The sequence below is a fragment of the Bradyrhizobium sp. U87765 SZCCT0048 genome (genome assembly GCF_018131225.1).
Lineage (GTDB): Bacteria > Pseudomonadota > Alphaproteobacteria > Rhizobiales > Xanthobacteraceae > Bradyrhizobium_A.
In genome coordinates, this window is sequence record NZ_JAFCMM010000004.1 from 681672 (window position 1) to 699179 (window position 17508).

General features: G+C 67.2%; 18 protein-coding genes. 8 read left to right on the plus strand and 10 right to left on the minus strand.

Going from position 1 to position 17508, the window contains the following annotated elements; all coding sequences use genetic code 11:
* Positions 1 to 299: 299 nt before the first annotated feature.
* Both JQ639_RS25975 and olsB read left to right on the plus strand, forming a co-directional pair.
* Positions 300 to 2543 (plus strand): PAS domain-containing hybrid sensor histidine kinase/response regulator, encoded by a 2244-nt coding sequence (locus JQ639_RS25975; protein WP_211968691.1) that lies wholly within the window; start codon positions 300 to 302, stop codon positions 2541 to 2543.
* Between the two features lie 302 nt (positions 2544 to 2845).
* On the plus strand, positions 2846 to 3700 hold the full coding sequence (gene olsB, locus JQ639_RS25980; RefSeq protein ID WP_249123474.1) for a l-ornithine N(alpha)-acyltransferase: 855 nt from the start codon (positions 2846 to 2848) through the stop codon (positions 3698 to 3700).
* Positions 3701 to 3728: 28 nt separating this feature from the next.
* On the opposite strand, the gene coaA is transcribed toward olsB, so the two are convergent.
* From coaA to hisB, 7 genes are read right to left on the minus strand one after another with little or no spacing between them, the layout of a single operon-like run.
* Positions 3729 to 4682, minus strand: coding sequence for a type I pantothenate kinase (gene coaA / locus JQ639_RS25985; RefSeq protein ID WP_211968690.1), 954 nt, complete (start codon positions 4680 to 4682; stop codon positions 3729 to 3731).
* A gap of 12 nt (positions 4683 to 4694) precedes the next feature.
* Positions 4695 to 5018, minus strand: coding sequence for a phosphoribosyl-ATP diphosphatase (locus JQ639_RS25990; protein WP_211968689.1), 324 nt, complete (start codon positions 5016 to 5018; stop codon positions 4695 to 4697).
* A gap of 54 nt (positions 5019 to 5072) precedes the next feature.
* Positions 5073 to 5849: an imidazole glycerol phosphate synthase subunit HisF gene (gene hisF / locus JQ639_RS25995; protein WP_211968688.1), complete on the minus strand. Its 777-nt coding sequence runs from the start codon at positions 5847 to 5849 to the stop codon at positions 5073 to 5075.
* A gap of 1 nt (position 5850) precedes the next feature.
* Positions 5851 to 6600 carry a 1-(5-phosphoribosyl)-5-[(5-phosphoribosylamino)methylideneamino]imidazole-4-carboxamide isomerase gene (gene hisA, locus JQ639_RS26000; protein WP_211968687.1) on the minus strand — a complete coding sequence of 250 codons (750 nt, stop codon included), beginning with the start codon at positions 6598 to 6600 and terminating at the stop codon, positions 5851 to 5853.
* Complete coding sequence (gene hisH, locus JQ639_RS26005; protein WP_211968686.1) at positions 6588 to 7238, minus strand: imidazole glycerol phosphate synthase subunit HisH; 651 nt, start codon at positions 7236 to 7238, stop codon at positions 6588 to 6590. The genes hisA and hisH overlap by 13 nt, the downstream gene beginning before the upstream one ends.
* A complete protein-coding gene (locus JQ639_RS26010; RefSeq protein ID WP_211968685.1) occupies positions 7235 to 7744 on the minus strand; it encodes a DUF2628 domain-containing protein in 510 nt (169 codons plus the stop codon). Before JQ639_RS26010 ends, hisH begins: the two co-directional genes overlap by 4 nt.
* A 55-nt stretch (positions 7745 to 7799) precedes the next feature.
* Positions 7800 to 8393 (minus strand): imidazoleglycerol-phosphate dehydratase HisB, encoded by a 594-nt coding sequence (gene hisB / locus JQ639_RS26015; RefSeq protein ID WP_211968684.1) that lies wholly within the window; start codon positions 8391 to 8393, stop codon positions 7800 to 7802.
* Positions 8394 to 8719: 326 nt separating this feature from the next.
* On the opposite strand from hisB, the gene hslV reads away from it, so the two are divergent.
* The 6 genes from hslV (at position 8720) to JQ639_RS26045 (ending at position 14080) form a co-directional block, all read left to right on the plus strand.
* Positions 8720 to 9280, plus strand: a complete 561-nt coding sequence (hslV, locus tag JQ639_RS26020) for an ATP-dependent protease subunit HslV (protein WP_211968683.1) — start codon at positions 8720 to 8722, stop codon at positions 9278 to 9280.
* Positions 9277 to 9882 (plus strand): DUF2585 domain-containing protein, encoded by a 606-nt coding sequence (locus tag JQ639_RS26025; protein WP_211968682.1) that lies wholly within the window; start codon positions 9277 to 9279, stop codon positions 9880 to 9882. The genes hslV and JQ639_RS26025 overlap by 4 nt, the downstream gene beginning before the upstream one ends.
* A 25-nt stretch (positions 9883 to 9907) precedes the next feature.
* Positions 9908 to 10390 carry a GNAT family N-acetyltransferase gene (locus JQ639_RS26030; RefSeq protein ID WP_211968681.1) on the plus strand — a complete coding sequence of 161 codons (483 nt, stop codon included), beginning with the start codon at positions 9908 to 9910 and terminating at the stop codon, positions 10388 to 10390.
* Positions 10387 to 11688 (plus strand): ATP-dependent protease ATPase subunit HslU, encoded by a 1302-nt coding sequence (hslU, locus tag JQ639_RS26035; protein ID WP_211968680.1) that lies wholly within the window; start codon positions 10387 to 10389, stop codon positions 11686 to 11688. Before JQ639_RS26030 ends, hslU begins: the two co-directional genes overlap by 4 nt.
* Positions 11689 to 11788: 100 nt before the next feature.
* Positions 11789 to 12907 carry a hypothetical protein gene (locus tag JQ639_RS26040; protein ID WP_211968679.1) on the plus strand — a complete coding sequence of 373 codons (1119 nt, stop codon included), beginning with the start codon at positions 11789 to 11791 and terminating at the stop codon, positions 12905 to 12907.
* A gap of 51 nt (positions 12908 to 12958) precedes the next feature.
* Positions 12959 to 14080: a hypothetical protein gene (locus tag JQ639_RS26045; RefSeq protein ID WP_211968678.1), complete on the plus strand. Its 1122-nt coding sequence runs from the start codon at positions 12959 to 12961 to the stop codon at positions 14078 to 14080.
* 10 nt (positions 14081 to 14090) lie between these two features.
* On the opposite strand, the gene JQ639_RS26050 is transcribed toward JQ639_RS26045, so the two are convergent.
* Genes JQ639_RS26050 through JQ639_RS26060 form a run of 3 tightly spaced genes read right to left on the minus strand, consistent with a single transcriptional unit; the run spans position 14091 to position 17249 of the window.
* Complete coding sequence (locus JQ639_RS26050) at positions 14091 to 14708, minus strand: Smr/MutS family protein (protein ID WP_211968677.1); 618 nt, start codon at positions 14706 to 14708, stop codon at positions 14091 to 14093.
* Positions 14705 to 16624, minus strand: a complete 1920-nt coding sequence (mltA, locus tag JQ639_RS26055) for a murein transglycosylase A (protein WP_211968676.1) — start codon at positions 16622 to 16624, stop codon at positions 14705 to 14707. The genes JQ639_RS26050 and mltA overlap by 4 nt, the downstream gene beginning before the upstream one ends.
* Entirely contained in the window at positions 16539 to 17249 is a 711-nt protein-coding gene (locus tag JQ639_RS26060) for a Tim44/TimA family putative adaptor protein (protein ID WP_211968675.1), read from the minus strand. The genes mltA and JQ639_RS26060 overlap by 86 nt, the downstream gene beginning before the upstream one ends.
* Positions 17250 to 17508: the final 259 nt, after the last annotated feature.

The following is a 17508-nucleotide window of genomic DNA, read 5'->3' on the forward strand; positions in this document are numbered from 1 at the left end:
CGTTCACGATTCCACCAAAAGCGAACGCGCCCACGCTTTCCGGTCTGACGTAGCGTCTTCAGGCGGCAGCTCTGCCAAAGGCGCGTTAACCCAAATTTTACCCTGTCGCCAACCCGCCGGGGACGCGGCAGGGCCCTCAAACAGTTCGCAACCTCCACCCGGCAAGGTCATCGACGGGGATTGCATCGGACCAGCGGAAGCGGCTTTCGACGACGGCATCATCGGCCCGGCATGGCACCCAACGCGCTGTGGCCCGGCTGCCGTGCGGCGGACACCGCGGCAATGACGGGATCACGGCCATGACGCGGGGACTTCGGATCAAGCTGCGCCTGCGGCGGTTTGCGCGGAAGCACCCGTGGATCGCCTTCGCCGCACGCTCCCTCACCATCTTCTCCGCGACCTTCGGCGGCGCCTATGGCTTCATCGCCGGCAGCCGCTCGGACAGCTACGATCCCCACGCCTTCGCCATCGGCGCCAGTTTCCTGTTCGCGCTTGCCTGCCTCGCGCTCGCCACGCTGAGCTTCCGCATGCGCATGCTGCGACGGCAGATGCAGAAGATCGCCCAGCGCAACGAAGCGCTCGTCGATCGCAACTGGGAGCTGAAGGAAGCCGAGGAGCGCGCCCGCAGCCTGTTCGAATCGCAGAGCGACCTCATCGTGCTGCGCGATGCCGCCGGGCGCATTACTTTCGCCAACGATGCGTTCTGCGAACTGGCGCAAACATCGCGCGACCAGCTGATCGGCTCGGTCTTCACCCTGCCGGTGATCGAGCAGGGCGATGCCGCGGTCGAGCCCGACGGCACCCGCATCCACGACCAGAAGATCACAAGCCCGCTGGGGCCGCGCTGGATCGCCTGGCGCGAAAGCCTCGTGCGCCTCGACGCCGGCCGGCCCGCGGAAATGCAAAGCGTCGGCCGCGACGTCACCGACCGCACCGAGACGGAGCGGGCCCTCGGCGACGCGCGCGACCATGCCAATGCCGCCAACCGCGCCAAATCGCGCTTCCTGGCGATGGCATCGCACGAAATCCGCACGCCGCTCAACGGCATCATCGGCATGAGCGGGCTGCTGCTCGACACGCCGCTCAGCGCCGAACAGACGACCTATGCCCGCGCCGTGAAGACATCGGGCGAAGCGCTGCTGCTGCTGATCGACGAACTGCTCGACTTCTCCAAGATCGAGGCCGGCAAGATCGACCTCGAGCAGCGCCCGTTCGCGCTCACCGCACTGATCGAGGAGATCACCGAGCTGCTGGCGCCGCGCGCGCAGGCGCGTGCGCTGGAAATCGCCGCCTATGTCGACGAGCGTCTGCCGGCCGAGGTGATCGGCGACGCCGCGCGGCTGCGCCAGGTGCTGCTCAACCTCGCCGGCAATGCCATCAAGTTCACCACCACCGGCGGCGTCGCATTGATCGTCGAGCCCGGCATCTGGCCCAACGAAATCAGCTTCCTGGTGCGCGACACCGGCATCGGCATCGCTCCCGACGCCCAGGCGCGGATCTTCCGCGAGTTCGAACAGGCTGACGAACGCATCGCCCGCGACTATGGCGGCACCGGCCTTGGCCTCAGCATCAGCGACCGCATTGTCAAGCGCATGGGCGGCCGCATCACCCTCGACAGCACGCCCGGCCACGGCTCGACCTTCGAGGTCGCGGTGCCGCTGCTGGCCGCAACATCGGCGGCCGATATCGGCCCGGCCTTCACCGCGCCGGACCTGCAGGGCAGGGCGGTGATGCTGGTGGCGCCGCAGGCGATCGAGACCGCGCTGGTCGCCCGTCGCCTCGAGCGCTGGGGCGCGCAGACCTGCACCCTGACAGACCCGGTGGTCGCCGCCGCCCTGCTGCCCGAGCGGCCCTGGCACGCGCTGATCGCGAGCCACGATCTCGGCACGACTGAACTTGCGAAGCTCGGCGAAGCCGCACGCTTCCATGCCCTTCACCGCATCGTCATGGTGACGCCGGCCGCGCGGCGCGAACTCGAGGCGGCGCCGACGCCGAATTTCACCGGCTATCTCGTCAAACCGGTGCGGGCGGCGTCGCTGGCTGCGCGCCTGACCATGACACTGGCCTCCGATGCGCCGCGCCTCGGCCATGACGAGGGCCGCGAAGCGATCGAAACATTGCCGGCGGCACCGCCGTCCGGACTGTCGATCCTCGTCGCCGAGGACAACGAGATCAACGCACTGTTGATGCGCTCGCTGCTGACGCGCCTCGGCCATCGCCCCGTGGTGACGGTAACCGGCGCGCAAGCGGTGGAGTCGTGGCTCGCCGCCGCGACCGCGGGCACGCCCTACGATCTCGTGCTGATGGACGTGCAGATGCCGGTGATGGACGGCATCGAGGCGACGCGACGCATCCGTGCGCGCGAGACCGCCCAGCAGATGCGGCGCGCACCGATCGTGGCGTTGACCGCCAATGCACTCGTCGAGGATCGCTACGCCTGCTTCAGCGCCGGCATGGACGGCTTCCTCGTGAAGCCGCTCGATCGCGACAAGCTTACCGAAGTCCTCGCCGGCCTCGCGACAGCACCGCACCTCGTCGCCTGATCGCGCGTCCAGACAGCGACTTCGTGCATACACGACCGGCGCGATGCGCCAACGCCGCGCTGGAAACATCTGGACAGCTCGACGCCTGTCATAAATCCGTTGAAGGGGCGTGATTAATGGATCGCGGCCGCATCGATTCGATGCGATCCACGAGGACGTCCATGACCCCGATGAAGCCCGCAAAGGGCGCCGCCATCGCATCCGCCCGCCTCACTCCGAAGAAGGCGCTTCGGCCGGCGTCGGCCAAAACTCCGATGACCGCCAACATGATGGCCAATGCCAAGGCGATGGCCAGCCTGTTGATGCCGACCTTCGTGAGCGAAGCCGCCATTCGCTTCAAGCCGACGACGATCGCGCCGCTCGGCCGCCTCGGGCCGCTCGAAGTGCGCCTCGCGCACACCAAGAAGGACATCAAGCGCGCCCAGAAGCTGCGCTACAAGGTGTTCTACAAGAACGGCACCGCAATCGCCGACGCCGCCACCATGCTGGCGCAGCGCGACAAGGACGCGTTCGACGCGTTCTGCGACCATCTCCTGGTCATCGATCACGCCGCCAAGCCGTCGCTGAGCGGCAAGCAGCCGGTGGTCGGTACGTATCGTCTGCTGAGGCAGGATGTCGCAAGCCGTCACGGCGGCTTCTATACCGACAACGAGTTCGACACCACCGGCCTTGTCGAGCGCCACCCCGAACTCAAATTCCTGGAGCTCGGCCGCTCCTGCGTGCTGCCGCCGTATCGCAACAAGCGCACGGTGGAGCTGCTGTGGCACGGCATCTGGAGTTATGTGCGCCAGCATGGCTGCGATGTGATGATCGGTTGCGCCTCGTTCGAAGGCACCGACCCGGACCGTCTGGCGCTACCGCTGTCGTTCCTGCACCACTATTCACGTGCGCCGGACGCGTGGCGCGCCGCGGCGCATCCGGCCCGCCGGATCGAGATGAACCGGATGGCCAAGGAAGCGATCAACCCGAAGGCCGCGCTCCACGAGCTGCCGCCGCTGATCAAGGGTTATCTGCGCCTCGGCGCCTATGTCGGCGACGGTGCGGTGATCGACCACCAGTTCGGCACCACCGATGTGCTGATCGTGCTGCCGGTGTCGGCGATCAGCTCGCGCTACATCGACCACTTCGGCGCCGACGCCAGCCGCCACGCGGCCTGAGACGCTGACTGAGAAAGCAGCGCCGCCCTCACAGCCGGCGCAGCGACACCTTCTCGATGACGTGCTCGCCGCCCTTCTTCAGGATCAGCGTCGCGCGCGGCCGCGTCGGCAGGATGTTGTCCTCGAGATTGGCGAGGTTGGTGCGCTCCCAGATCGCCGTCGCGGTGGCGATCGCTTCGCCATCCGACAGCAGCGCATAGCGGTGGAAGTACGACTTCGGATCGTGGAAAGCGGTATCGCGCAGCGCCAGGAAGCGCTCGACATACCACTTGCGCAGCACCGGCTCGTCCGCGTCGATATAAACCGAAAAATCGAAGAAGTCGGACACGAACGGCACCGCCTGGCCGTCACGCGGCAACCGGCCGGTCTGCAGCACGTTGACGCCCTCGAGAATGAGGATGTCGGGCTGATCGATCTCGATCATCTGGTTGGGGACGATGTCGTAGGTGTGGTGCGAGTAGATCGGCGCCCGCACATTGCGGCGACCGGCCTTGATATCGCTGAGAAAGGCGAGCAGCGCCGGCAGGTCGTAGCTCTCCGGAAAACCCTTTTTCTGCATCAGCCCGCGCCGCTCGAGCACGGCGTTGGGAAACAGGAAACCGTCGGTGGTGACGAGATCGACCTTGGGGCGCGGCGACCAGCGCGCCAGCATCGCCTGCAGCACGCGCGCGGTGGTCGACTTGCCGACCGCCACTGAACCTGCGACGCCGATGATGTAGGGCATCTTGCGGTCCTCGATGCCGAGGAATCGCCGCTGGGCGATGAACAGCCGCTGCGCCGCCGCGACATACATCGACAGCAGGCGCGACAGCGGCAGGTAGATATCCTCGACTTCCTTGAGATCGAGCCGGTCGTGCATCGAGCGCAGCGCCGCGACTTCCGTGGCGTCGAGCGTCATCGGGGTATCGTCACGCAGCTTCGACCATTCGGCGCGCGAGAAAATCCGGTAGGGATTGTACTGGACGTTGGCCCGCGCATCCATGGAAGCTGCTCCCTAATCGCGCTTGCGCGCCGCCTTTTCCTCGAGTCCTGACCGGTGGGTGCGTTGCGCGAGGACGTCCTCGACGTCCTGCAACGTCACGCCCCGGGATTTCAGCAGCACCAGCAGGTGGAAAACGACATCGGCGGTCTCCGCCAGCAGATGGTCGCGCTCGCCCTGAACCGCCGCGATGACCGCCTCGACGGCCTCTTCGCCGAATTTCTTGGCGCAATAAGCCGGCCCGTTGTCGAGCAGCTTGCGGGTGTAGGACACCTCGCCGCTCGACGCGGCGCGCGCATCGATGGTGTCGGCGAGATCGTGGATCGTGAAGCGGGCCATCCGTGCGTCGTCCTGTTGTCCTGTTTGTCGCGGCTTGCGCCGCGGCGCCACGCGTCAGGGGTCCAGCCGCATCGGCAGACCGGCGTCGACCATGTGGTCCTTGGCCTGGCGGATGGTGAATTCTCCGAAATGGAAGATCGAGGCTGCGAGCACCGCGGTGGCGTGGCCATCGCGGATGCCGGCCACGAGGTGATCGAGGTTGCCGACACCCCCGGACGCGATCACCGGAATGTTGATGCGATCGGCGATGGCGCGGGTCAGCGCGATGTCGAAGCCCTGACGGGTGCCGTCACGGTCCATCGAGGTCAGCAGGAGCTCGCCGGCGCCGAGCGCGGTGACTTCCTCGGCATAGCCGACCGCATCGATGCCCGTGGCCTTGCGGCCGCCATGGGTGAAGATCTCCCAGCGGTCCGGCTCCCCCGGAGCGCTGACCCGCTTGGCGTCGATCGCCACGACGATGCACTGGTCGCCGAATTTCTCCGCCGCCTCCCTGACGAACTCACGCCGGCTGACCGCCGCCGAATTGATCGACACCTTGTCGGCGCCGGACGTCAGCAGGGTGCGGATGTCGTCGACCGTGCGCACGCCGCCGCCGACGGTGAGTGGCATGAAGCAGGCTTCCGCCGTGCGACGCACGACGTCGAGCATGGTGCCGCGGTTCTCGTGGGTGGCGGTGATGTCGAGAAAACACAGCTCGTCGGCGCCGGCGGCATCATAGGCGATCGCCGCTTCCACGGGATCGCCGGCATCGCGCAGGTCGACGAAGTTGACACCCTTGACGACCCGGCCGTCCTTGACATCGAGACAGGGAATGACGCGGACCTTGAACATGTCAGGCCGCCTGACGCGCGGCGCGGATCAGCGCCATCGCTTCCGCCGGATCGAGCCGGCCATCATAGAGCGCACGGCCGGAAATCGCGCCCGCGAGCTTCTTTGCCCGCGGCTCGAGCAGCGCGCGGACGTCCGCGATCGAGGCAAGTCCGCCTGACGCGATCACCGGCACCGAGATGGCGTCGGCGAGCGCGATGGTGGCGTCGAGATTGAGGCCCTTGAGCAGGCCGTCGCGGGCGATATCGGTGAAGATGATGGCGGCGACACCGGCATCTTCGAAACGGCGGGCGATGTCGAGCGCGGTGACTTCCGACGTCTCGGCCCAGCCCTCGACCGCGACCTTGCCGTCGCGGGCGTCGAGGCCGACGGCGACCTGGCCGGGAAAGCGCTTCGCCGCGGCCTTGACCAGCTCGGGATCGCGCACCGCCGCGGTACCGATGATGACACGGGCGATGCCCTTGGCGAGCCACGCCTCGACGGTGGCGAGATCGCGGATGCCGCCGCCGAGCTGCACCGGCATGCGCACCGCGGCCAGCATGCTGTCGACCGCCTGCGCGTTCATCGGCTTGCCGGCGAACGCGCCGTCGAGATCGACGACATGGAGATATGCGAAGCCCTGGGCCTCGAAGCTCCTGGCCTGGTCGGCGGGATCGGTGTTGAACACGGTCGCCCGCGCCATGTCGCCCTGCTCGAGGCGCACGCAGGTTCCGTTCTTGAGGTCGATGGCAGGAAAGAGAATCACGGTGTCCACGTCAGAAAGTTGCCGATCAGGGCGAGGCCGAAGCGCTGGCTCTTCTCGGGATGAAACTGGGTGCCGAAGGCGGTGTCGCGGGCGACGATGGCGGTGATCGGGCCGCCGTAATCGGCGCGCGCCACCACATCGGCATCGTCAGCCGCATGCAGGTGATAGGAATGCACGAAATAGGCGTGCCGGCCATCGTCGCCGAGCGACAGGCCGGCGAGCATCGGATGCGGCCGCGCGACGTCGAGCGTGTTCCAGCCCATGTGCGGGATCTTCAGCCCGGCATCGGCCGGCGTGATCTTTTCGACGTCACCGGCGATCCAGTCGAGACCGCCGGTGGTGACATATTCCTTGCCGCGGGTCGCCATCAGCTGCATGCCGACGCAGATGCCGAAGAACGGCCGTCCCTTGACCCGCACCGCTTCCTCGAGCGCAGGCACCATGCCATCGAGCGCATCGAGGCCATGACGGCAGTCGGCGAACGCGCCGACACCCGGCAGCACGATGCGATCTGCCTTCGCCACGGCATCGGGATCGCTGGTGACGACGATCGCCGGCGGTGTCGGCAGGCTGCGCGCCGCCCGCTCGAAGGCCTTCGCCGCCGAGTGCAGGTTGCCCGATCCGTAATCGATGATCGCAACGTTCACCGGCCTGCTCCGGGTTGGGGAAACAATCCCATGATCTCACCATCAGCACCGCCGACGGCAGCCGCCGGCCGCACCGGCGGCGGCTCGCCGCGATCGACGCTGCCACCCTCGCCCGTGGTCCTGCCTGCCGCCCAGCGATCGAAGAAGCGCCGCTCGGCCGCCTCGCGGCTGTCGGCGACCACCATGTCGAGCTGGCGCCACTTGCCGCGCGACAGCGTCCAGCGCCACAGGCTGGAGGCTTCGAACCCCGTGAGCAGCGCAACCAGCAGCATCACCATGGTGCGCACGTCGGAGCCGACCTTCAGCGCCCACAGGCCGAATGCCAGCGCGAGCACGATCACAAGATAGCCAAGCAGCGCGAGCCACAGCCGATGGACTGCGAACCACAACGCGCCGAACAGCGCCGCCCACAGGTGGAAGCCGTCGCGCACGAACACGAAGCGATCGGTCGCGGCGGTATCCACCGCGCCGGCACGGACGGGAGCGTGAACAGTAAAGACCGGCATGCAACTCTCCGGATGTTTGACGCACCGCGCGGCAACCGCGCGGACGGGGCCCGGCTCAGCCGCCGAGCTGCCCCTTAGTGGACGGCACTTCGCCCTTGGCTCGCGGATCGATCTCGAACGCCGCCCTCAGAGCGCGCGCGAGACCCTTGAAACAGGATTCCGCGATATGATGGCTGTTGTCGCCGTACAACGTCTCGACATGCAGCGTGATCCCGGCGTTCATCGCGAAGGCGTTGAACCACTCCCGCACCAGCTCGGTGTCGAACTCGCCGATCTTGTCGCGCGGGAAGTCGACCTTGAACACCAGCATCGGCCGGCCGGACACGTCGATGACGACGCGGGTCAGCGTCTCGTCCATCGGCATGTGGATGCCGGCATAGCGGGTAATGCCCGCCATGGAGCCGAGCGCCTGCTTCACCGCCTGTCCCAGCGCAATGCCGACGTCTTCCGTGGTGTGGTGGAAGTCGACATGCAGGTCGCCCACCGCTTTCACGGTGATGTCGATGCGGGAATGGCGCGCCAGCAGATCCAGCATATGATCGAAGAAACCGATGCCCGTGGACACGGTGGCGACGCCGGTGCCGTCGAGATTGACGGCCACCGCGACGTCGGTTTCCTTGGTCTTGCGCTTGATCTCGGCCGTGCGCATGGGTGAAGGCGTCCCGCTTGATCCTGAAAGGCCCTTGACCGCTTGTCGGCCGGGCCGGAACCGGGCCCTTTTATCAGGCGCCAGCCGCCTTCGCTACTGCAGTATGACGCCAAAGTAACGTCACGTCGGGCTATGGTGACCGGAATCCGGCCCTTCCGGCCGCGGCGATTGCATCGCTGCCCTGCGATCCCTAAATCTGGCCGATCGCGCCGGGCAGCGCAGCCCCGCCCGCTGGCGGCGGCAGCGCCCCTCTTTCGACGAGTTTCGCGCGGCCCGGCGGACAGACCCGGCGTCTGTCCCGGCCGGCCACGCCGATGGACCAGGACATGTACGCAGCCCATTCCGAACCCGCCCCCGTCTGGCACGGCACCACCATCCTGACCGTCCGCAAGAGTGGACGGGTGGTGATCGGCGGCGACGGCCAGGTGTCGATCGGCCAGACGGTGATCAAGTCCAACGCCCGCAAGGTGCGCAAGCTCGGCAAGGGCGACGTCATCGGCGGCTTCGCCGGCGCCACCGCCGACGCCTTCACCCTGTTCGAGCGGCTCGAGGCCAAGCTCGAGCAGTATCCGGGACAGCTGACCCGGGCGGCGGTGGAACTCGCCAAGGACTGGCGCACCGACCGCTACCTGCGCCGGCTCGAGGCGATGATGATCGTCGCCGACAAGGACGTGTCGCTGGTGCTGACCGGCACCGGCGACGTGCTGGAGCCGGAAGGCGGCGTGATGGCGATCGGCTCAGGCGGCAACTACGCCCTCGCAGCGGCGCGGGCGCTGGTCGACACCGACAAGGACGCCGAGACCATCGTGCGTCGCTCGCTCGACATCGCCGCGGACATCTGCGTCTACACCAACCGCAACATCACCATCGAAGCGCTGGGCGCATGAACAACACCGACGGCGCGCGTGCGCTCGTTCCGGCAGCGCCGGCGTTCTCGTTCGCCCGCGGCCTCGCCATCGCCGCCGTCCTGATCGCGGCACAGGCCGCAATTCTCTATGCGATGGGCCGGCTGCCGATCTGCGCCTGCGGCACCGTCAAGCTGTGGCATGGCGTGGTCAACAGCTCGGAGAATTCCCAGCACATCACCGACTGGTACACGCTGTCCCATCTCATCCACGGCTTGCTGTTCTATCTCGTGCTGTGGCTGGCGCTGCCGCGCGCGCCGCTGGGACTGCGCCTTGCCATCGCCGTCGGCCTCGAAGGCGTCTGGGAGATCGTCGAGAACAGCGACCTGATCATCCAGCGCTACCGCGCCGCGACCATCTCGCTCGACTATTTCGGCGACAGCATCGTCAACTCGGTGTCCGACACGCTGGCGGCGCTGACCGGCTTCATCGCCGCCGCGAAGCTGCCGATCTGGGTCACGGTGACGCTGGCGCTGGTGTTCGAGGCGGTCGCCGCCTATGTCATCCGCGACAACCTGACCCTCAACATCCTGATGCTGATCCATCCGCTCGACGCCGTCAGGCAGTGGCAGGCCGGGGCGTAACCACGCGATGACCGCGACAACGGACATGACCTATAGCTTCGCCGCGATGACCGCCGCCGACCTGCCGACCATCCGGCGGTGGCTGGCGACGCCCGACGTCGCGCGCTGGTGGCGGGATGTCGACACGCAGTTGGCACTGATCAGCGCCGACCTCGACGATCCCGCGATGGCCCAGTGGATCGTATCGTGCGGCGGCCGGCCTTTCGCCTATCTGCAATGCTACGATTGTCCCGACGGGTTCGAAAGCGGTGTCGGCACGCAGCCTGCCTGCACGCATGGTATCGACCAGTTCATCGGCGAGCCCGACATGATCGGCCGCGGCCATGGCTCTGCCTTCATCCGCGCCTTCACCGACCGCCTGCTGGCTTCCGGCACGCAGCGCGTCATCACCGACCCCGATCCCGACAACACCCGTGCGGTCCGCGCCTATGAAAAGGCCGGCTTCCGCAAGGACCGCGTCGTCGACACCCCGGATGGCCCCGCTCTCTTGATGGTACGCACCCCATGACCGACTTCTCCCCCCGTGAAATCGTTTCCGAACTCGACCGCTTCATCGTCGGCCAGGGCGACGCCAAGCGCGCGGTTGCGATCGCGCTGCGCAACCGCTGGCGCCGCCTGCAGCTCACCGGCACGCTGCGCGACGAGGTGCTGCCCAAGAACATCCTGATGATCGGGCCGACCGGTGTCGGCAAGACCGAGATCTCGCGCCGCCTCGCCAAGCTCGCGGGCGCGCCGTTCATCAAGGTCGAAGCCACCAAGTTCACCGAGGTCGGCTATGTCGGCCGCGACGTCGAGCAGATCGTGCGCGATCTCATCGAGGTGGCGATCGGGCAGACCCGCGAGCGCAAGCGCAAGGACGTCCATGCCCGCGCCCAGCTCGCGGCCGAGGAGCGCGTGCTCGATGCGCTGGTCGGAGCGAACGCCAGCGCCTCGACGCGCGATTCGTTCCGCCGCAAGCTGCGCGGCGGTGAGCTCGACGACAAGGAAATCGAGATCGAGGTGCAGAGCTCCGGCGGCATGCCGACCTTCGAGATCCCCGGCATGCCCGGCGCCCAGATCGGCGCCATCTCGATCGGCGATATCTTCGGCAAGATGGGCGGCCGCCCCAAGCCGAGGCGCACGACCGTGGCGGAATCGCACGAGATCCTGATCAACGAGGAATCCGACAAGCTGCTCGACAACGACAAGCTGGTGCAGGAAGCGATCCATGCGGTCGAGAACAACGGCATCGTGTTTCTCGACGAGATCGACAAGATCTGTGCCCGCGACGGCCGGGTCGGCGCCGACGTGTCGCGCGAGGGCGTGCAGCGCGACCTGCTGCCGCTGATCGAGGGCACCACCGTGACCACCAAGCACGGCCAGGTGAAGACCGACCACATCCTGTTCATTGCTTCCGGTGCCTTCCACGTCGCCAAGCCGTCGGACCTGCTGCCGGAGCTGCAGGGCCGCCTGCCGATCCGCGTCGAGCTGCAGGCGCTGACCCGCGACGACTTCCGCCGCATCCTGACCGAGCCCGAAGCGTCGCTGATCAAGCAGTATGTCGCGCTGATGCAGACCGAGGGTGTGACGCTGGAGGTCACCGACGACGCCATCGACGCGCTCGCCGACGTCGCGGTCGCGGTCAATGCCAGCGTCGAGAACATCGGCGCCCGGCGGCTGCAGACGGTGATGGAGCGGGTGCTGGACGAAATCTCGTTCGTCGCGCCGGACCGCAACGGCGACACCATCCGGATCGACGCCGCCTACGTGCAGAAGCATGTCGGCGACCTCGCCAGGAATACCGACCTCAGCCGCTTCATCCTCTGACGCCCCTCCGGTTTCGGGGGACGCCTGGCGCGCCCCCCATTGAAACCGGGATTCGACCTGCGGCAGACTGGCGCAGTCCGCCGCAGGGGCTGCCGACACCATGCCTAGTCCGACGCCAGCGCCATGGCGCGCCATGCTCGCGGTGAACATCGCCGTGGTCGCGGCGCTGTTCGTCTACAAATTCGCCCTCAGCTATCCCGACCTGCCCTACACCCAGTTGCTGGCCGACTATCACTTCGGCTTCGCCAAGCGCGCGCTGGTCGGCGCCATTGTCGGCACGGCCTTCCCGGTGCTGCCGAGTTCGGCGACCTATGTCGTCGGCCTGGTGCCGTGGGTCGCAACGACGATGCTGTTCCTGCATCTATTCCGCACCACGTTCGGCCTCGTCGACGAGACCCTGCCGCTGCTGGTGTTCACCGCCGGCTCGCCGTTCTTCCTCAAGAACTTCGTCCAGACGCTCGGCTACTACGATGTCTATGGCGCGCTGCTGGCGCTGGTGCTGCTGCTGGTTCCGGCGCGCTCCGTCCTCTATGTGATCGGCGCGGCCGCCGGCGCGATCGTGCTGCTGCTGATCCATCACCTGCACCTGCTGCTCTCCATCCCAACCATCGGCGCCATCGTGCTGCTGCGCCATCACCTGCCGCGCGGCTGGCGCACTGGTGATCTCGCGCTCGCGGCGGTGCTGACGGCGATCATCGGCGTGGTGTTCGCGCTGGTCCAGTTTCACGGCGCGCCGGCCGTCGCGCCGGAAGTGTTCGAAGCACACCTGCGCGCCCGCATGGCGAATCCTGCCGAGACCGGCATCATGCCGGACATCTTTTACCGCACCTTTGCGGACGAGCTTCATGACACCTGGGCGGTCATGGCGCGCAACCTGCGCCGGGCGCCGATCTATCTGGTGGTCGTCGTGCTGCATGCACCGTTGATCCGCTTCTTCGGCGACACCGTGCGCGATCTCGCCAGCGCCGCCCATCGCCGCATCGTGCTGGTGCTGATCGCGCTGGTCCTCGCCGGCTATGTCGCGATCTTCCTGACCGTCTTCGACTATTCGCGATGGGTGGCGAGCCTCGGCAGCTGCATGATCCTGCTGCTGCATGCGGTGAGGCAGCTGCCGGCCGCGCGCCCGACGCGACCGATCGACGGCGCGAACCGCTGGGTGAGGGCGCTCGGCTGGGCGGTCACCGTGATTCCGCGGATCGGTACGGTGACGCCGTTCTGAACCTGTCCTCCGTTCGCGGCCGCGCGCTGCGGGCCTTTCGATGGATACGACATGCCGGTGACGTCTCCGACAACTCCCTGGCGCCGCATGCTGGCGGTGAACGCCGCGATCACCGCGCTGCTGTTCGCCTACAAGTTCGCATTCAACTACCCTGGCCTGCAGTACATCCAGCTGCTGTCGGACTATCACTTCGGCTTCACCAAGCGCTCGCTGATCGGCGCGCTGGTCGCGCTCGGCTTTCCGGTGCTGCCGTCCTGGTCGCCCTATGTGCTGGGCACGCTGGTGTGGCTGGTGACGCTGGGGCTGTTCGGGCTGGTGTTCCGCCGCTGCTATGGCTTCACGGCGCAGACCCTGCCGCTGCTGGTGTTCACCCTCGGCTCGCCGTTCTTTCTCAAGAACTTCGTGCAGACACTGGGCTACTACGACATCTACGGCTGCGCGATCGCGCTCGCGCTGCTGCTCGTGCCGGCGCGTTCGAATCTCTATGTGCTTGGCGGCGCCATCGGCGCCATGGCGCTGATCCTGATCCACCATATCCATCTGCTGCTCTATGTTCCGACCATCGGCGCCATCGTCATCCTGCGCCATCACCTGATGCGCCGCATGACCGGGGCGGACATCGGGCTCGCCGCCCTGCTGGGGCTGGCGATCGTTGCGCTGTTCGTGGCCATGCAGTTTCATGGCTCGCCGACCGTGCCGATCGAGACGTTCAACCGTCATCTCCATGAACGGGCGCTCGATCCGACCGACGCCAACATCACCGCGGACATTTTCTACCGCACCTTCGCCGACGAGATTCGCGACACCTGGGCGCTGATGCCCAAGAACCTGCTGCGCGCGCCGATCTATCTTGTGCTGGTGATGCTGCATGCGCCGCTGATCCGTTATGGCATCGACGTCGTGCGCGCCCTGTCCGAACGCCGTCATCGCATCGCCGTCGGCCTCGCCGTGCTCGGCATCAGTCTCGGCTATGTCGTGATCTTCGCCACCGTGTTCGACTATGCGCGGTGGATGTCGGACTGGGCGACCTGCCTGATGCTGGTGATGTTCGCGGCGAAACAACTGCCGGCGAGCCGCGAGGCAGCGCTGATCGCACCGGAGCCACAACAATCACGCGCGCTCGGCTGGATCGTGACCGTCATCCCGCGCGTCGGACTCACCAAGCCGTTCTGACGACGGGACGTCAGCGCAGCCGCGCGCGGCGGACACGGACATAGAGAGCGCCGCCGCCGCCATGGCCGACATGGGCTTCCTCGAAGCCGATGACACAGCTGCGAAACTCGGGCAGCGACAGCCATTCCGGCACCTGGCGACGCAGCACGCCGCGCTCTGACGCCTCCGCGCCGGGCCGGCCCTTGCCAGTGATGACCAGCACGAAGGACAGACCTTCCTCGCTCGCCTGCTGCAGAAAGTGCAGAAGCACGCGATGGGCACGGGCCTGGGTCAGGCCATGCAGGTCGAGCTTGGCATCGATATCCTTGCGGCCGCGCGACAGCTGCAGTCGCTCGCGCCGCGCGATGGCGACAAGGGGTGGCGGCTCCGGCCGGCGGAGAGCCGCCGGGGCAGGGGCAGCGGCCTGTTTCCCGGCACTGGCGGTCTTCCCGGCGGGTTTCGGCGCCGTGGTTTTGACGGCCGGCTCTTCCGCCACGGCAACCCGTGTCAGGCGGGGCCGTTTCTTCAGCGGCTTGGTGGATTCGGAGACTGCATGCCACAGCGCCTGTTCATCGGCGCTGAGGACGCGGCGGCGACGCCGCACCGGCGGGTCCGGCACGTCGGTTTCAGGTGGTACGACGCGCTTCATTGGCCGGGCCGCGCCTGATCGGGCTGATGGCGCTCGCGCCGCCGTTCCGACCGCGGCGCTGCCTGATCCGACCGGCTGTCCGCCGCCGCGGGGCGGGCCTCCGGAACCGGAATGGCGGCAGGCTTGTCCGCCCCGTCGGTCTTCACCGTATCGGCTTTTGTCGCCTCGGTCTTTGGCGCATCAGGCCTGGCCGGAGCGGCCTTGGCCTGCCCGGACGCGGGCTGAGACGTCGCCTGGCCGGATTTGTGCTGACCAGGCCTCGCGGCATCGGACGTCGTGGCGTCAGGTTTCGGGAGATCGGACTTGGCGTCGCCAGACTTGGCATCGCTAGGCTTGGCATCGCCAGGCTTGGCGTCACTAGACCTGGCCGCGCCAGACCTGGCGGCGTCGGGCTTCATAACTCCAGACTTGGCAGCGTCGGACTTTGTGCTGCCGGACTTGGTGGCGTCGGGCTTTGCCGGCTCGGGTGTCGCGGGTTCGGACTTGAAGGGCACCGCCTGCTGCGGAAACTGCCTGGCGATCTTCGCCGACGGCCGCGGTTCGGGCAGCGGCATCGTTCGGCCGCGCGCCTGCGGATCGAGGCTGTTGGGCACCAGCATCACGAATTGCGCACCGTTGCGGAGCCGGCCTGACACCTGCCCGGCCTCCACGCCGGCGCCGAAATAGATGTCGGCGCGGGCCGGGCCGACAATCGCCGAGCCGGTGTCCTGCGCCACCATCAGCCGGCGGAACGGCGTCTTGTTCTGCTCCGACTGCAGCGGCAGGTTGCCTTCGATGAAGAACGGCGTGCCGTAGATGTGCAGCGCCTTGTCGACAGCGATCGAACGACCGGCGGTGAGATGCACGCCCTGGGCGCCAACCGCCTCGTCGTCCGCCGCCAGCTTGACCTCGCGGAAGAACACATAGGAGCGGTTCTGCCGCCGCAGCTCCTTGGCGCCGTCGGGGTTCTCCTCCATCCATTGCCGGATGCGCTGCATCGACATCTGGTCTCTCGGAATGATGTTGCGCTCGATCAGGACGCGGCCGACCGGCGTGTAGGGAAAGCCGTTGTGCGCATCGTAGTTGATTCGCACCATCGAACCGTCCTCGAGGCGAATGCGGGCCGAGCCCTGGATCTGGATGAACAGCAGGTCGGTCTGGTTCTTCAGCCAGCAGATCTCGAGGCCGCGGCCGGCGATGGCGCCGTCCTCGATCTCGCCGCGGTCATAGTATGGCACCAGCTTGCGCCGTCCGATCTTGCGAAAGACCTCGCCCTTGTTGGGCAGGCTGGTCGAGCTCTGGGTGTAGCCGCGCACGAACAGGTTGGACGGTCGGCGATAGAGCGGGATGGTGTAGACGTCGGTCCGGGTGCGGGAGCCGTCGACCACCGGCTCGTAGTAGCCGGTGACAAAGCCCTCGGTCTCGCCGAGCCGCATGATCCGCACGGGGTGGAACTGTTGCTCGAAAAAGGTGCGGGCCTCGGCGCTGGAGGTGACGGTCGCGGCCTTTGCCGCCCGGCAGGGCTCGCGCAGCGACCCGCCAAGCGCCCGCGTTTCGGCGATCGCGCTGGCGGGCGCGAGGATCGGATCACAGCTTGTACGAAACGTCCGGAACGCCGCGAGCTGGTCGTCATCGGCCCAGCCCGGGATATCGGCCCAGTCCACCGGACTGTATTGGGCGCCGGGGACCTCGAGCTGCCACTGCGGCTGCTGCCGGTGGGGAAACTCGACCTGAGGGAGATGGCCGCGCGCGTGATGCCGGCGCGCCGCCTCGGAATCCGAACTCAACAGGGACGCCACGAAGGGTAGCGCACAGAACGCCAGCAGCGCGGAAGGGACTGCGCGGCGCGCCTTAATGTCCGCTCTCCGTGCCGACCAGCTTCCAGTTCGGGTCGCGCGAGGTGGTGTCGCGCGCGAAGGTCCAGATATCGGTGACATCGGTCACCTTCTCCGGGCTGCCGTCGACCACCGCGCCGGACTTGTCGCGGGTGACGGTGACCATCTGCGAGCTGAAGCGGACGGTGACCTGGGCGCTGCGGTCGCGCAGCTCGGCATTGACCAGCTCGGCCTTGTCGATACCGACGAAGCGGGTCTCGACCTTCTGGTCGCGCTGCTCGCGCTCGCGGATCGCGGCATCGAACCCGTCATAGACCTCGCGGGACAGCAGGTCCTTGAGCGTGCGACGATCGCCGGCGGCAAACGCCAGCACAATCATCTCATAGGCGCTCTTGGCACCGGTCACGAAATGCTGCGGCTGGAACGAGGGATCGGCCGCGACCACCGCGTCGAGCCCGCGGGCGAGCGGCGAATCCGGCTCGGTCACGCCTTTCCAGCGATCGGCCGCTGGCGCGGCGCTCGGTGCCGACGGGGCATGGTCGATCACGGTTCCGGGGAGGGGGACGACATTGCCATTGGGCGTGTTCGATGCCGCGCCATTGGCGATGTCACGGGCCGCCCGGTCATAGGGCGGGCGCTCGCTGCCGGTTCGCTGGCCGAGCACATTGCGCAGCCTGAGAAAGATGAACACGGCCAGGGCCAGGAAGATGATGGTGTAAATATCCACGTCGCATTCACTTTCTGATCGGCCGGATCGCGCGACCCGGCGCATCATCGTTCCAGTTGCAGGATCGGTCCGGTCAGGCGCCGGCATCGCCTGGGATCGACACCCCCATCGTCAGCGCCTCATGTAGGGGCCAAACCCGACCGCGCCAATGACGCCTTTTGGCACGGACGCCCCATCGTCAGACATCCCGTTTGACCGTGGTGGCGAAAGGGCATCCTTCTTGACGTTGGTTTTCGGCGGATTCTAGACGATCCAGGGG

Bases quoted from the DNA above. Each gene is read 5' to 3' on its own strand.
- JQ639_RS26045 (WP_211968678.1), top strand. From the start codon at position 12,959: ATGCCGGTGACGTCTCCGACAACTCCCTGGCGCCGCATGCTGGCGGTG.
- mltA (WP_211968676.1), bottom strand. From the start codon at position 16,624: ATGTCACCGATATCTGGACCTTCGCGCGCGACACCACCTCGCGCGACC.
- JQ639_RS26040 (WP_211968679.1), top strand. From the start codon at position 11,789: ATGCCTAGTCCGACGCCAGCGCCATGGCGCGCCATGCTCGCGGTGAAC.
- JQ639_RS25990 (WP_211968689.1), bottom strand. From the start codon at position 5,018: ATGGCCCGCTTCACGATCCACGATCTCGCCGACACCATCGATGCGCGC.
- JQ639_RS26025 (WP_211968682.1), top strand. From the start codon at position 9,277: ATGAACAACACCGACGGCGCGCGTGCGCTCGTTCCGGCAGCGCCGGCG.
- coaA (WP_211968690.1), bottom strand. From the start codon at position 4,682: ATGGATGCGCGGGCCAACGTCCAGTACAATCCCTACCGGATTTTCTCG.
- JQ639_RS26050 (WP_211968677.1), bottom strand. From the start codon at position 14,708: ATGAAGCGCGTCGTACCACCTGAAACCGACGTGCCGGACCCGCCGGTG.
- JQ639_RS25975 (WP_211968691.1), top strand. From the start codon at position 300: ATGACGCGGGGACTTCGGATCAAGCTGCGCCTGCGGCGGTTTGCGCGG.
- olsB (WP_249123474.1), top strand. From the start codon at position 2,846: ATGCCGACCTTCGTGAGCGAAGCCGCCATTCGCTTCAAGCCGACGACG.
- hisF (WP_211968688.1), bottom strand. From the start codon at position 5,849: ATGTTCAAGGTCCGCGTCATTCCCTGTCTCGATGTCAAGGACGGCCGG.
- JQ639_RS26010 (WP_211968685.1), bottom strand. From the start codon at position 7,744: ATGCCGGTCTTTACTGTTCACGCTCCCGTCCGTGCCGGCGCGGTGGAT.
- hisB (WP_211968684.1), bottom strand. From the start codon at position 8,393: ATGCGCACGGCCGAGATCAAGCGCAAGACCAAGGAAACCGACGTCGCG.
- hslU (WP_211968680.1), top strand. From the start codon at position 10,387: ATGACCGACTTCTCCCCCCGTGAAATCGTTTCCGAACTCGACCGCTTC.
- hslV (WP_211968683.1), top strand. From the start codon at position 8,720: ATGTACGCAGCCCATTCCGAACCCGCCCCCGTCTGGCACGGCACCACC.
- JQ639_RS26030 (WP_211968681.1), top strand. From the start codon at position 9,908: ATGACCTATAGCTTCGCCGCGATGACCGCCGCCGACCTGCCGACCATC.